The 13,509-nt window shown below is 64.3% G+C and carries 9 protein-coding genes and 1 pseudogene; 7 read left to right on the forward strand and 3 right to left on the reverse strand.

Going from position 1 to position 13,509, the window contains the following annotated elements; translation table 11 throughout:
- Positions 1-3 precede the first annotated feature (3 nt).
- The 4 genes from JKG68_RS01150 (at position 4) to JKG68_RS01165 (ending at position 3,982) form a co-directional block, all read left to right on the forward strand.
- A complete protein-coding gene (locus tag JKG68_RS01150) occupies positions 4-1,803 on the forward strand; it encodes a gamma-glutamyltransferase family protein (protein WP_202055244.1) in 1,800 nt (599 codons plus the stop codon).
- 12 nt (positions 1,804-1,815) lie between these two features.
- Positions 1,816-2,541 (forward strand): DUF1028 domain-containing protein, encoded by a 726-nt coding sequence (locus tag JKG68_RS01155; protein ID WP_202055245.1) that lies wholly within the window; start codon positions 1,816-1,818, stop codon positions 2,539-2,541.
- A gap of 81 nt (positions 2,542-2,622) precedes the next feature.
- The gene (locus JKG68_RS01160) at positions 2,623-3,474 is read left to right on the forward strand and encodes a sulfite exporter TauE/SafE family protein (RefSeq protein WP_202055246.1); all 852 of its coding nucleotides are present in this window, start codon (positions 2,623-2,625) and stop codon (positions 3,472-3,474) included.
- A gap of 37 nt (positions 3,475-3,511) precedes the next feature.
- The gene (locus JKG68_RS01165; protein WP_202055247.1) at positions 3,512-3,982 is read left to right on the forward strand and encodes an opioid growth factor receptor-related protein; all 471 of its coding nucleotides are present in this window, start codon (positions 3,512-3,514) and stop codon (positions 3,980-3,982) included.
- 15 nt (positions 3,983-3,997) lie between these two features.
- On the opposite strand, the gene JKG68_RS01170 is transcribed toward JKG68_RS01165, so the two are convergent.
- The 3 genes from JKG68_RS01170 to JKG68_RS01180 all read right to left on the reverse strand — a co-directional run bounded on the left by JKG68_RS01170 (position 3,998) and on the right by JKG68_RS01180 (position 8,874).
- The gene (locus JKG68_RS01170) at positions 3,998-5,710 is read right to left on the reverse strand and encodes an ABC transporter ATP-binding protein (RefSeq protein WP_202055376.1); all 1,713 of its coding nucleotides are present in this window, start codon (positions 5,708-5,710) and stop codon (positions 3,998-4,000) included.
- Between the two features lie 117 nt (positions 5,711-5,827).
- Complete coding sequence (locus JKG68_RS01175; protein WP_202055248.1) at positions 5,828-6,643, reverse strand: ATP-binding cassette domain-containing protein; 816 nt, start codon at positions 6,641-6,643, stop codon at positions 5,828-5,830.
- A 50-nt stretch (positions 6,644-6,693) separates the two neighbouring features.
- Entirely contained in the window at positions 6,694-8,874 is a 2,181-nt protein-coding gene (locus tag JKG68_RS01180) for a TonB-dependent siderophore receptor (RefSeq protein ID WP_202055249.1), read from the reverse strand.
- 585 nt (positions 8,875-9,459) lie between these two features.
- Between JKG68_RS01180 and JKG68_RS01185 the strand changes: the two genes are divergently transcribed.
- The 3 genes and pseudogenes from JKG68_RS01185 (at position 9,460) to JKG68_RS01195 (ending at position 13,439) form a co-directional block, all read left to right on the forward strand.
- The gene (locus tag JKG68_RS01185; RefSeq protein ID WP_202055250.1) at positions 9,460-10,368 is read left to right on the forward strand and encodes an iron-siderophore ABC transporter substrate-binding protein; all 909 of its coding nucleotides are present in this window, start codon (positions 9,460-9,462) and stop codon (positions 10,366-10,368) included.
- A gap of 55 nt (positions 10,369-10,423) precedes the next feature.
- Positions 10,424-12,327: pseudogene (gene fhuB / locus JKG68_RS01190) on the forward strand (Fe(3+)-hydroxamate ABC transporter permease FhuB).
- Between the two features lie 29 nt (positions 12,328-12,356).
- Complete coding sequence (locus tag JKG68_RS01195) at positions 12,357-13,439, forward strand: siderophore-interacting protein (RefSeq protein ID WP_202055251.1); 1,083 nt, start codon at positions 12,357-12,359, stop codon at positions 13,437-13,439.
- Positions 13,440-13,509 lie beyond the last annotated feature (70 nt).

Consider the following 13,509-nt stretch of genomic DNA (forward strand, 5'->3'; position numbering starts at 1 on the left):
TAAATGCACATGTTTACGACCAGGCCAGAGATCCTCGGCACCTTCGGCATCGTCACGTCGACCCACTGGCTTGCTTCGGCAGCCGGCATGGCGATGCTCGAAAAAGGCGGGAACGCCTTCGACGCCTGCGTGGCATCCGCCTTCGTGCTCAAGGTGGTCGAGCCGCACCTCGTCGGCCCGTCCGGCGAGGTCCCGGCGGTGTTCTATTCGGCGAAGACGAAACGGGTCGAGGTGCTCTGCGGCCAGGGCACTGCGCCGAAGGGCGCCACCATCGAGCACTACAAGAACGAGGGCCTGAAGCTCATCCCCGGCAACGGCATGCTCGCCACCGTCGTGCCCGGCGCTTTCGACGCCTGGATGCTGCTGCTGCGGGATCACGGCCTGCTGTCCCTTCGCGAGGTTCTCGAGCCTGCGATCTATTACGCCGAACAGGGCCATCCGCTCCTGCCCCGCGTGTCGGATACCATCAAGGGCCTGAAGGATTTCTTCGAGACCGAATGGCCGACCACCGCAGCCGTGTTCCTGCCGGGCGGCGAGGTGCCGAAGCCCCGCCAGCTCTTCCGCAACCCGCAGCTCGCCGACACCTGGAAGCGCATCATCCGCGAGGGTGAAGCCAAGGGCGGCGATCGCGAGGCGCAGATCGAAGGGGCGCGGAACGCGTTCTACAAGGGCTTCGTGGCGGAAGCCATCGACGCCTTCGTGCGCAAGACGGAGGTCATGGACCAGAGCGGCTCGCGCCATCGCGGCGTGCTCACCGCCGACGACATGGCAGGCTGGTCCGCAACCTACGACGCGCCGCAGACCTACAAGTACCACAACTACCGGGTCAACAAGATCAGGCCCTGGGGCCAGGGGCCCGTGTTCCTGCAGAGCCTGGCGCTGCTGAAGGGCTTCGATCTCGCGGCCATGGGTCCGACGAGCGCCCAGTTCATCCACACGGTGGTCGAATCCATGAAGCTCGCCTTCGCCGACCGCGAGGCCTATTACGGCGATCCGGATTTCGTGGACGTGCCGATCGAAACGCTGCTGTCGGATGCCTATAACGACGAGCGCCGCAAGCTCATCACCGATCAGGCTTCCCTCGAGCTGCGCCCTGGTCGCGTCGAGGGTTACGAGGCCCAGGTGGAGCGCACCCTGAAGGCCCTGCGCGAACTCTCCACCACGGACAAGAAGGTGTCCGGCGGGGAGCCGACGCTTGCCTCCATGCGCTCGGCACGACGCGGCGACACCGTGCACATCGACGTGGTGGACCGCTTCGGCAACATGATCGCCGCCATGCCGTCCGGCGGCTGGCTGCAGTCGTCGCCCGTCATCCCGGAACTCGGCTTCATGCTCAACTCGCGGGCCCAGATGTTCTGGCTCGAGGAGGACCTGCCCGCCAGCCTCGCGCCCGGCAAGCGGCCGCGCACCACGCTCACGCCCACCCTCGCGGAGAAGGACGGCGAGCCCTACATGGTGTTCGGCTCGCCCGGCGGCGACCAGCAGGAACAGTGGCAGCTTCTCCTGTTCCTGCGCCATGCCCATCACGGGCTGAACCTGCAGGAGGCCATCGACCAGCCGATGTCCCATACGGCCCATTTCCCCTCCTCGTTCTATCCGCGCGAGCAGAAGCCCGGCCATCTCATGGCCGAGGAGACCTATGGGGCCGAGGTGCTCGACGAGCTGCGCTCGCGCGGCCACGAGGTCGAGGTGGCCCCTGCCTGGACGGTCGGCCGCCTCGTGGCCGCCAGCCGCGACAAGGACGGGCTGCTCCATGGAGCAGCCACGCCGCGCCTCATGCAGGCCTATGCGGCCGGTCGCTGAGGAGCCTGTGCCATGACCTGGTCGATCCTTGCCAAGGACCCTGAGACCGGCGCCTTCGGCGTTGCGGTCACCACCAAGTTCTTTGCCGTGGGGGCGCTCTGTCCCCATGGCGCCGCCCGCGTCGGAGCCCTGGCGACGCAGGCTTTCGTCAATCCGCTCTACGGCATCGACGGCATGAGGCTTCTGGCCGAAGGACGCAGCGCCGAGGAGATCGTGGCGGTCCTCACGGCGGGCGATCCCGGACGCGAATCCCGCCAGTTGCACGTGATCGACAGGGAGGGCCGGACGGCTGCCCACACGGGAGGCGACTGCATCGACTGGTGCGGACACCTCACGGACCAAGGCGTCTCGGTTGCGGGCAACATGCTGGCAGGCTCCGCCGTGATCGAGGCAACCCTCGACGCCTACAAGCGCCGCAGCGATCTGCCTTTCGCGGACCGGCTCATGAGCGCGCTCGACGCCGGGCAGGCCGAGGGCGGGGACAAGCGCGGCAAGCAATCCGCCGCGCTCAAGGTCTGGCGCGACGAGCCCTACCCTGTGCTGGACCTGCGGGTCGACGATCATCCCGAGCCCTTGGACGAACTGCGCCGCCTCTACGGTGTCGCCCATGAGCGTTTCCTCGCCTTCATGGACGCCATGGCAACCCGCGCCAATCCGGGCGGCATCACGGATCGAAGCTGGATCGACCGGAGGGCGCAGGAATACCAGGATCAGCTTGCCCGAAACGGCTCCGTTTAGGCCGCATCCGCAGTAGCCTCCCGCGCCGTGGGCCTCTAATGATCTCACGGCTCTTCGCTTTTCCCGAAATGGACTTTTCCGATGTTTGGCATCCCTCTGTTCGATCTGGCCTGGCTCGTGGTGGCGCTGCTTGCCGCCGGCGCGATCACCGGCCTGCTGGCCGGCGTCTTCGGCGTGGGCGGCGGCGCGGTCGCGGTGCCGATCCTCTATGAGCTCTTCCGTATCCTCGAGGTGCCGGAGGAGGTGCGCATGCCCCTGTGCGTCGGCACCTCGCTAGCCATCATCATTCCCACCTCCATCCGCTCCTTCAATGCCCACCGGGCCAAGGGCGCCGTCGACATGTCGATCCTGCGGGTCTGGGCGGCCCCTGTGGTCATCGGCGTCATTATGGGCAGCGTGATCGCCCGCTTTGCCCCCGCCGACCTGTTCAAGGCCGTCTTCGTGGTGGTAGCCGGCCTCTCGGCCATCCGCCTGCTGTTCGGCAAGGATACCTGGCGCTTCGGCCTCGACATGCCGGCAAAGCCCATCATGCTGGCCTATGGCTGGCTCATCGGCGTGCTCTCGGCCCTCATGGGGATCGGAGGCGGGCAATTGTCCAACCTGTTCATGACCTTCTACAACCGCCCTATCCATCAGGCGGTGGCCACCTCCTCAGGGCTGGGAATCCTGATCTCCATCCCCGGAGCCCTCGGCTATATCTATGCCGGCTGGCCGCATATGGCCGACTACCCGAACGTCGTCGCGTTCCAACTGCCGCTGGCTCTAGGCTATATCTCGCTGCTCGGCTTCGTGCTGTTCATTCCCACCAGCACCTGGATGGCGCCGGTCGGCGCTCGCCTGGCGCACCGCCTGTCCAAGCGTAGGCTCGAGGTGGCGTTCGGCATCTTCCTGCTCCTCGTCTGCGCCAGGTTCGCCGCAAGCCTGCTCGTCTGAAAAGGCCCTTTGGACATCATCGACGGGAGACGGGGACATGCCCGCATCGCTTGCCGGCCCGCTGCATGCCTATCTGGTCGAACAAGGAGCCGACGGCAGAGGGAGGCTCGCCACGGATGTGCTCGGCTTCTCCGACAACCAACTGGAAGAGGTGCACGACTACATCCAGTGGCTGTTTCCGTTGCAGACACGCAGCGGCGCGCAACCGGGCGCTCCCGTTCTCACAGTGGCCGAGACCGAGGCTATCAGGGTCGATCCGAGGGCTACCGAAACTCTCATGAAGGCCACGGAGCGGATGCTCAGGTTTTACCGGGATACGGGATGGTGGCTCACAGGTTACGACCACAACCACCTTCGGATCACCCGGATCCTGCATAGCCTCAGGCTGCTCGTCGGCCCAGAGGCAGCCCAGAGCTTTCACAAGGCGATTTTAGCCATGCACGATGCTGCAGGTGCACCGGTAAACGCCCGCAGCCTGCACTACTGGGCAGAGGCCGCGGGCAGCTAGCACGCCCCTCCCCGCCTACCCGAACTGCGCCTCGCTCAGGCGCCTGTACATTCCGTCTGACGCCAGAAGCTCCTGATGATCGCCCTGTTCGACGATCACCCCGCGGTCGATCACGGCGATCCGATCTGCATTCACGATGGTTGCAAGACGGTGGGCAATAACGAGGGTCGTGCGCCCCTTCGACAGTTCCGCCAGGGCCTGCTGGATCGCCCGCTCGGTCTCCGTATCGAGTGCGGACGTCGCCTCGTCGAGGATCAGGATCGGAGGATTCTTGAGGAAGATGCGCGCAATCGCAAGGCGCTGCTTCTGCCCGCCGGACAGCTTGACGCCGCGTTCGCCGATAAGCGTGTCGAGACCAGCCGGCAGGGATGCGATCACCTCGTCGAGCCGAGCCCTGCGGGCCGCATCCCTGATTTCGGCCTCCGTCGCCTCGAGCCGTCCATAGGCGATGTTCTCGCGAATGGTGCCTGCGAACAGGAAGACGTCCTGCTGCACGATCCCGATCTGGCCCCGGAGCGACCGGAGGGTCATGTTGCGGATATCGATGCCGTCGATGGCGATCGATCCGCTGTCGACCTCATAGAACCGGGGCAGCAGGGAGCAGATCGTGGTCTTGCCGGCTCCTGAAGGCCCAACGAACGCAACGGTTTCTCCCGCCTGGATCGTCAGGTTCAGGCCATCGAGAACGTCACGGCCGGCCGCGTACCCGAAGTGAACGTCCCTGTACTGAATGTCTCCCCTGAGCTTCCCCACATCCCGGGCGCCGGGACGGTCGGCGATGTCCGGACGGGTGTCGAGAAACGACGCATAGCGCTTGAAGCCCGCGATGCCCTTTGGGTAGGTCTCGATGACAGAATTGATCTTTTCGATGGGCCGAAAGAAGACGCCGACGAGGAGCAGGAAGCCGATGAAGCCTCCTGCGCTCAGTTCGCCCGTGATCACGAAGTAGCTGCCCGCCACCATGACCGTCATCTGGATGAGCCGCATGCTGAGATAGCTGAGGGAGGTCGAAGCAGCCATGATGCGGTAGGCCTCAAGCTTTGTCCTACGGTAGCTCTGGTTGTCACGGACGAAGAGCCGGCGTTCATGATCCTCGTTGGCGAAGGCCTGAACGACGCGGATGCCGCCTACGTTCTCCTCGATGCGGGCGTTGAAATCTCCGACTCGGCCGTAGAGAGCCTGCCAGTTCCGGGTCATCCGGCCTCCATAGCGCGTCGTGAGCCAGGCCACGAGCGGCACCACGAGCGCCGTGATCAGCGCGAGCTTCACGTTGACCGAGAACATGAGGATGAAGGCGCCGATGAGCGTCATCACCGCGATGAAAAGATCCTCCGGGCCATGATGGGCCACCTCGCCGATCTCTTCCAGGTCCTTGGTGAGGCGGGCGACCAGATGGCCCGTCTTCTGATTGTCGAAGAAGCCGAAGGAAAGCTTCTGCAGATGGTCGAAGGCCTTGGCGCGCATCTCCGTTTCGATGTTGATGCCAAGCATGTGCCCCCAATAGGTGACGGTGGCCATCAGGCCCGCATTGAGAATGTAGATGGCCAGCAGCCCGGCCGAGGCGAGCGCGATGAGCCCCCATTGGCCGGTTGGCAGCAGGGTGTCGATGAACACCTTGACGGCTATGGGAAAACCAAGCTCGAGCAGGCCGGAGGTGACCGCGCAGGAGAAGTCGAGCACGAACAAGCCGCGATGGGGACGGTAATACGTGAAGAAGCGCTTGAGCAGGGACCGCATGACAGCCTGTCGAGAAATGGCAAATCTTCGTGCGGACGATGATGGGTCCGCACATCTGGTGTTACTCAGTACCGGCACGAAGATGGCGCGGCAAGCGGGAACACCCGATCAGCGCACGAAGCTGACCGGTTGCCCGGTGGTGGGATGGGGGATGACGTCCATGGCAATTCCATAGATCGCCTGAAGTTGCCCCTGCGTCATGATCTCGTCCGGCGCCCCACGGGCAATCAAGCGCCCTCTTTGCAGCGCGAGAATCTCGTCGCAGAAGCGCGCCGCCATGTTGACGTCGTGCAGCACCACAATCACCCCGAGACCCCGCTCCCGCGAAAGCCGTTGAACGAGCCCCAGCACCTCCACCTGGTGGGCCACGTCCAGGGCCGAGATAGGCTCGTCGAGGAGCAGGCACCGGGCATCCTGCGCCACCAGCATCGCCAGCCAGACGCGCTGACGCTCGCCGCCGGACAGGGTATCGACCAGGCGGTCGGCGACCGCCTCAACGTCGGTGAGCGCCATAGCCTCCGCCACCTTGGCCCGGTCGGCCTTCCCGAACCGTCCAAGCGCCCCATGCCATGGATAGCGGCCCAGTGCGACGAGTTCCTTGACGAGCATGCCCGAGGTCGGCGGCGTTTGCTGCGGCAGATACGCCACCCTTCTGGCGAAAGGCCGGTCCCCCCACGCGGTCAGCGCCCTCCCCTCGAGGGAGATGGTGCCCCCGGAGGTCGGCTGCTGACGGCCTAGGAGCTTGACCAAGGTCGATTTGCCTGAACCGTTGTGGCCGATCAAGCCGATCACGCGTTCGCCCGGAAGAGACAGTGTAAGAGGCTCTAGCAGCGTGCGCCCGGGGATCGCGAAGCTCACCTCGTTCAGCTGGAACAGGGGAGCCTCGGCAACCGGGAGGGCGTTTGGGCGTAGGGCTGAAAACATGGAGGTTCGCAGGGCAGTGTGAGAGCCGTCTTGAGACGGCGCCACAAAGGTCACCACTTGTAGCTGGCCTTCAGGGTCGCAACGCGTCCCGCGCCATAGTTGCAGGTGTATTGCGTGTCGCAGGAAGACACGTACTCGCGGTCGAAGATGTTGTTGACGTTGAGCGCCACCGTGACGTTCTCCCGCGTGTAGCGGATGCCGGCGTCGAACACGGTGGATGACGGCACCTTCAAGGTGTTCTCGTTATCCACATAGGAGAAGCCGACGTAACGAACGCCTGCGCCGAAGCCGAGTCCTTTAAGCGCGCCTTCCTGGACCGTGTAGTCCAACCAGCCCGATGCCAGGAATTCCGGCACCACATTGGGGCGGTTTCCGATCAGCGCGGCATTGGAGTCCTTGGTGATCTCGATGTCGTAGGCTGTCACCGACGCGATGGCTTTCAGGCCTTCCGTGATGTTCGCCTGCGCCTCCACCTCGAACCCGCGGGAGCGCACCTCCCCAAGCTGAGCCTCAAAGAACAGATGATCCGGATCGGCCGTGAGAGTGTTCTGGCGGGTCAGGTCGAACAGGGACGCGGTGATCAGGCCATCGAAGAAGGCCGGCTTGTACTTGACGCCGACCTCATACTGCTGCCCCGTCTCCGGCTCGAACGACTCGCCGTAGAAGTCGGATCCGATGACGGGGTTGAAGGAGCGGGAAACGGCCACGTAAGGCGTCACTCCGCTCGCGAACTCATAGCCCAGTCCCAGGCGTCCGCTGAACTCCCCCGTATTTTCGGTGAAGTTCGCCGCCCCGACCTTGTCGGTGCTCTCGGTGACGACCCGGTCGTAACGCCCGTTGAGGGTTGCGATCCAGCCGCCGAGGTGGATCTGGTCCTGAGCGTAGAACCCGATCTGGTTCATGGTCAGGTTCTGGTCGAGATAGGGCACGGTCGGCCCTTGGGGCGCGCCGTAGACCGGATTGTCCGCGCTCAGCGGAGTGCCGCCGCCGGAAGCCTGGATGTGATCGAGGTTGTAGTACTTGTAGTCGAGGCCGAGAAGCAGCTTATGACTGGCCGCGCCGGTATCGAACTTCGCCTCGGCCTGATTGTCGAGCGACAGGGTATTCACCACCGTGTGATGGTTGAAGCCGATGCGATAGAGCAGGAAGTCGGGGCCGACCGGCGTTGGACCGGGGAAGCCGGTTGCTGGATCCAGATAGCCGTATGGGTAGGGTCCCCGCTCCTTCGAATCCGTATGGGCGTAACGGAAGTTTTGCCGAAGGGTCCAAACCTCGTTGATGTCGTGCGTGAACTCGTAGCCGAGCATGGCCTGCTCGCGGCGGTAGAGATCGACACCCGGCTCGTCGTAGTAGAACCGGCGCGAGATGCGGCCGAACGGTGCGGAGACGACCGTTCCCACATAAGGCAGGAAGCCGCCCGTATGGCTGAGATCCATGTGCTGGTAGGAGCCGAGCAGGGTCAGTTCCGTGCCGGCAGTGGCACGATAGGTGAGCGCGGGAGCGATGACGCCGCGGAAATCCTCCGCCTTCTCTGTTTCCCAGCTGCCGCCGGACACCTTCCCGGTCAGGCGATAGGACCACACGTTGTTGGGATCGAGCGCGCCGCCGAAATCGAACCCCGCATAGCCGTTGCCCCACGAGTTGACCCCGGTCTCCACATAACGAAGGGGCGCGGTGGTGGGGCGCTTGCTCACAGGGTTGATCAGGCCATCGGAGGCGCTGCCGCCATAAAGAGCCGAGGCAGGGCCTTTCAGGACCTCGATGCGCTCGAGCACGAACGGATCGATATAAAAGCCGCCGAACCCATATTGGTAGAGTGGCAGGTTGTTCAGGAATACACCGGTCTGCCCGGCATCGAAGCCGCGGATGTAGAACCAGTCCGTATCGGAATCCTGGCCGAACGGTTGCGCAAATACGCCTGCGGTGTAGCGCAGAGCCTCGTCGACCTTCTGCACCTGCCGGTCTTCGATCTGCTCGCGTCCGATTACGGAAACGGATTGAGGAATCTCCTCGATCGGCGTGTCGCTCTTCGATCCGGTTGCCGTGCGGCTGGGAGCATAGCCGTTCACTGGACCTGTGGCGCCTCCGCCCTGCCCTTCCACCGTGATCGTCTCAAGGGCGATTTCACCGGACTGACCTCGCGCCTGGGCAGCCGCCTGCCCGCTCGATGCGACCATGACGGAGAGGGAGAGCAGGCTCACTCCCATGCTCAAGAGATGACGATGTTTCATGATTGCCCCCAGGCTTTCAAAAGCATCGGGACGTCGTTGCGGCCCCTATGCATGCACACTCAGCGGATTGCTGTTCCGGCGCACTGACTATGGCTTTGCCTAATGTGTGGCAAGAATTATGTTTTTTAATTACTCTAAACTATAGATTTAAACTATCATCATTCTGAGCCGCCCTCTTTAGAACTGTTCTATACTTAGACATAAACTTGGATGGCGATCTGATGTGAAAGCCTTGGCGGTATCATAGAAGATCCTAGATGGGCAGGCAGCGCCACACCAGGAAAGCCGCTCGTGCGATAGGACGTAAGGGCAGCGACCATGTTTATGTTTCTTTTTAATTCTTCTAAGTTGCGGATGCGACAAGATAATTTCTAATTTTCCGGTTGACGAGCATGGCCTTCAAGTCCAACAAGCGGTCTCGCCCAATAGGCAGGGATGCAATCGCACATGCGCAACGCTCAACCGATAGGACGAGGGAGACACCTCTGCTGCCTTGTCGTTTTTGAGAATTCTTTTCGAAGACCAAAGTAAAAGCAAGGTCATGATCATGATTTGGGGCAGCAGCGCCGAGTCAGCCGGGTAGACATGCGCGTTTTCCATCCCACAAACGCAGCTCCCTTGAGCAGGCGGGCTTTGCTTGGAGCCGCACTCGGCGTTCCTTTCCTCGGCAAGGTGAAAGCCGGCTCGGAGGAGCGGATTGCGGTTGTCGACTGGGCGATGCTCGAAACGCTGCTGGCTCTGGGCATCGTGCCTGTCGCGACAACGGAACTCATCCAGTTCCGCAAGATCGCCATCGAGCCTCGGGTGCCGCCGCAGGTTGCCGATCTCGGCCTGCGCGGGTCACCGAACTATGAGATGCTGCGCCTGGCAAACCCGGACCTCATCGTCAGCTCGCCCTGGTTCGCCTGGGCGACCGACCACCTGGAGCGCATCGCTCCGGTCGCGTCATATGCGATCTATGAACCCGGCCGTCCACCTTACTCGCCTGCCGAGCAGGTGATGAAAGCTCTGGGCGAGCGGCTTGGACGCGACCGGCAGGCTCAGCTTTCTCTGGAGGCTGCTGCCAGCGAAATCGAAGGGGCAAAGCGACTGCTGGTCGGCAAGGCGGGCCGGCCGGTCTTCCTCATCAACCTCGGGGATGCCCGCCATTTCCGCGTCTTTGGCGCCGACAGCATGTTCGGCGATGTTCTGCAGCGCTTGGGCTTCCAGAACGCATGGCCCAGGCCCACCAGCTATGGAGCGGCAGCTCCCATCCCCCTTGAGGCTCTTGCCGAGGTGCCGGAGGCCTCCATCGTCATCGTCTCGCCTGTGCCCCCGGATGCCGAGGGCACTCTTGCAAGAAGCCCCCTGTGGCATGCCATCCCGGCCGTTCGGTCTAAACGAGTCGTGACGATCCCACCGATCAATCCATTCGGTGCCCTTCCGGCCGCCTGCCGCTTCGCGCGGCTCTTCACGGAAGCGCTGTCCAGCGCCAGCGGGCAATCCCATGGCTAGGACAGCGGCAGCAAACCCCTCGGCGCTTGCATGGCTTCTCGCGGCAGCTGCCGCCATGGGGCTCTGCAGCTATCAGATCGCAGGCCTGCTGCCTCTGGCGGGCGATTCCGGTTTCGACCTCGATCGCGTCATCCTGCTGAACAGCGTTCTCCCGCGCGCAGCCGTTGCATTGCTCTCGGGCGCGGCGCTCGGCCTCTCGGGAGCCCTGTTGCAGCAGGTGCTGCGCAACCCGATTGCCGATCCTTCGACGCTCGGCATCTCCGCCGGTGCGCAATTGTCATGACGGCCGCAACGCTGTTTGCGCCGGCTCTCATGGCGTCTGCCCGCGAAGCGGTCGCGCTGTGCGGCGGGCTCGCCGTTGTGGCGCTGCTCCTGTCCCTTACCTGGAAGCGCGGTCTGGAGCCGGTGACGGTGGTCCTCGCCGGGATGGTCGTATCTCTGGTCGCCATGGCAGTCAGCGCGACGCTGATCCTGGCAAACGGCGAATACATGATGTCGCTTCTCATCTGGGGAAGCGGATCGCTCGGGCAGCAGGGATGGGACCACGCGCAGGCCATCGGGCTCGCGCTCCTCCTGTCGATCGCTGCCGCCCTTCTACTCATCCGCCCCCTGGAGATTCTTGGGCTCGACGACGCGAACGCGCGCAGCCTCGGCGCCAATCTCCTGCTGCTGCGCCTCCTTGGGCTCACGGTTGCCGTCTGGCTTGCCACAACGGTCACGGCGGAGGTGGGGATCATCGGCTTCATCGGCCTTGCAGCCCCGACATTTGCCCGATCCTGCGGCGCACGCAGCCGGAAGAGCATTCTGCTGGCGGCGCCCCTGATCGGAGCGGCGGTCCTATGGCTGACGGACGGCATCGTTCAACTCGCAGCGGGCGGCTTGGCCGAGACGGTACCGACGGGAGCGGCCACCGCGCTGCTCGGGGGGCCGCTGCTGCTTTATCTGCTGCCGCGTCTGCAGCTGGCGCACCGTTCATCGATCTCCGATCTATCCCAGCCCGCAAGGAGGATCGCCTTTCCCGGCCTGCCGCTGATCGCGATCGCGCTCCTGGCTTTAGGCGTGATCGTTCTGGCGCTGATCGTCGGACGGGGACCCGGGGGCTGGAGCGTGGCAACCGGGGCGCTCCTGGAGGATCTTCTCCCCTTTCGCGCGCCGCGGACCATCGCCGCCGCGGCCGCTGGAGCCATGCTGGCCGCAGCCGGCATGATCCTCCAGCGCATGACCGGAAATCCTCTGGCAAGCCCCGAAGTTCTGGGCGTCAGTGCAGGGGCCGGAGCCGGACTCGCGGTGGTTCTCTTCTCCCTGGCGGCACCGACCATGAGCGCGAGGATGATTGGCGCGACCCTCGGTTCCCTGATCGTCATGGCCGCTCTTCTGGCAATAACCGGAAGAAAAGGCGATAACCCGGTGCGCCTCCTTCTCGGAGGCATCGCGGCCGGAGCGCTCTGCAACGCCCTCGTCAACGCCGCAATGGTGACCGGCGACGCGCGGGCCTTCCAGCTCCTGGCCTGGATCAGCGGCTCGACCAATCAGGTCGGCTGGACGGAAGCGTCGGCTGCTCTTGCCATGGCCGTGGTCCTCCTGGGAGCTTTCCCCTTCATCGTGCGCTGGCTCGACATTCTTCCTCTTGGAGGAGACCAGGCCCGTGCCGTCGGGATGCCGCTCAGGACGAGCCGCCTGATCCTCGTTCTGCTCTCAGGCGGGCTGACGGCCGGAGCCTCCCTCGTGGTCGGCCCTTTGAGCTTCGTCGGCCTGGTTGCCCCCCACATGGCACGGCTGCTTGGATTCGCGCGGGCTCATCATCAGCTCCCGGCCGCCATCCTGATCGGAGCGGGACTGATGGCCGGGGCCGATTGGTTCTGCAGGATCGTCGCCTTCCCCTACCAGCTTCCGCTCGGCCTTTTCGCATCCCTGATCGGGGGGCCGTACATCATCTGGCTCCTGCGCAGCAATCGCTAGGCACGGTAATCTCATCGATGGAACAGGCAATGACCTCGCAAGTCCTTCGCGCCGAAGCCCGGGTCCCTCTCTCAGGACCCCGACAGGTGATGGAAAAGCTGTGCGATTATTTCACGGAGTTCGGATCCGTGAGCCGGGCGGAACGGTCGGCGCGATTGGAGATCGCCTACGGGTCGATCTCGCTCGAGGTGGACGACGGCAGCCTCAACCTTCTTGCGGAAGGATGCGACCCGACCTCCCTGGCCTATGTGAAGATGAGCGTTGCCGAGCATCTCCTGACTTTTGCCGCCGACGACAAGCCGCGCCTCGTCTGGTCCGGCGACGGTGCCGCCGGCACGCCGCTCCCTGACTTCCGCGAGATGCGCGTCGTGAGCGCCGCCAACATCACGCCGCGCATGCGCAGGGTGCGCCTGAGTGGGCCTGACCTCGCCCGCTTTGCCACGGGCGGGCTGCATGTGCGTCTGCTGATCCCGCCCCGGCCGGGCGTTGCGCCCCGTTGGCCGGTCACGGGAGAGGACGGGCGTCCCGTCTGGCCGACGGGCGAGGATCGCCCCATCGTCCGCATTTATACCATCCGCGAGATCGATGTGGCTAAGGGCGAGATCAGCATCGATGTGGTCCTGCACGAAGGCGAGGACACGCCCGGCTCCTCCTGGGCCAAGCAGGCAGCACCCGGCGACGTGATCGGCCTGATGGGACCCGGAGGCGGCGATATTCCGGCAGCCGACTGGTATCTCTTTGCGGGCGATGAAACCGCGCTCCCGGCCATCAGCCGCATCCTGGCCTCCCTCAAAGCCGAATGCAGGGCCACTGCCGTGATCGAGGTTGCCGACAGCAGCGAGGAGCAGCCCCTGCATTCCGCTGCCGCGTTGGACGTCCGCTGGGTCCATCGAAACGGTGCCCCGGCCGGCACGACGTCTCTGATCGAAGACGCAGTGCGTGGAATAGGCCTGCCGTCGGACGGCATGCGCCGCTTCATCTGGGCTGGCTGCGAGCAGAAGAGCTGCCGCTGCCTCAAGAAGCTCCTGCGCAAGGAATGGCAGGTGCCCACATCCGATCACCTAGTCGTGGCCTATTGGCGGGCCGGCTGCCCGGCCGACACCGCCACCTGAAGGCGAGGTTATCCGCCTCCCGGGAATGCCGCCCCTGCATGGATCCTGTATTGCCCTCACCCGGCAGTTG

Source organism: Microvirga aerilata (assembly GCF_016743775.1).
Taxonomy (GTDB): domain Bacteria; phylum Pseudomonadota; class Alphaproteobacteria; order Rhizobiales; family Beijerinckiaceae; genus Microvirga; species Microvirga aerilata.

Excerpts from the sequence above, each read along its gene's own strand:
- JKG68_RS01175 (WP_202055248.1), bottom strand. The coding sequence starts at position 6,643 with ATGTTTTCAGCCCTACGCCCAAACGCCCTCCCGGTTGCCGAGGCTCCC.
- JKG68_RS01160 (WP_202055246.1), top strand. The coding sequence starts at position 2,623 with ATGTTTGGCATCCCTCTGTTCGATCTGGCCTGGCTCGTGGTGGCGCTG.
- JKG68_RS01185 (WP_202055250.1), top strand. The coding sequence starts at position 9,460 with ATGCGCGTTTTCCATCCCACAAACGCAGCTCCCTTGAGCAGGCGGGCT.
- JKG68_RS01165 (WP_202055247.1), top strand. The coding sequence starts at position 3,512 with ATGCCCGCATCGCTTGCCGGCCCGCTGCATGCCTATCTGGTCGAACAA.
- JKG68_RS01180 (WP_202055249.1), bottom strand. The coding sequence starts at position 8,874 with ATGAAACATCGTCATCTCTTGAGCATGGGAGTGAGCCTGCTCTCCCTC.
- JKG68_RS01195 (WP_202055251.1), top strand. The coding sequence starts at position 12,357 with ATGACCTCGCAAGTCCTTCGCGCCGAAGCCCGGGTCCCTCTCTCAGGA.
- JKG68_RS01150 (WP_202055244.1), top strand. The coding sequence starts at position 4 with ATGCACATGTTTACGACCAGGCCAGAGATCCTCGGCACCTTCGGCATC.
- JKG68_RS01155 (WP_202055245.1), top strand. The coding sequence starts at position 1,816 with ATGACCTGGTCGATCCTTGCCAAGGACCCTGAGACCGGCGCCTTCGGC.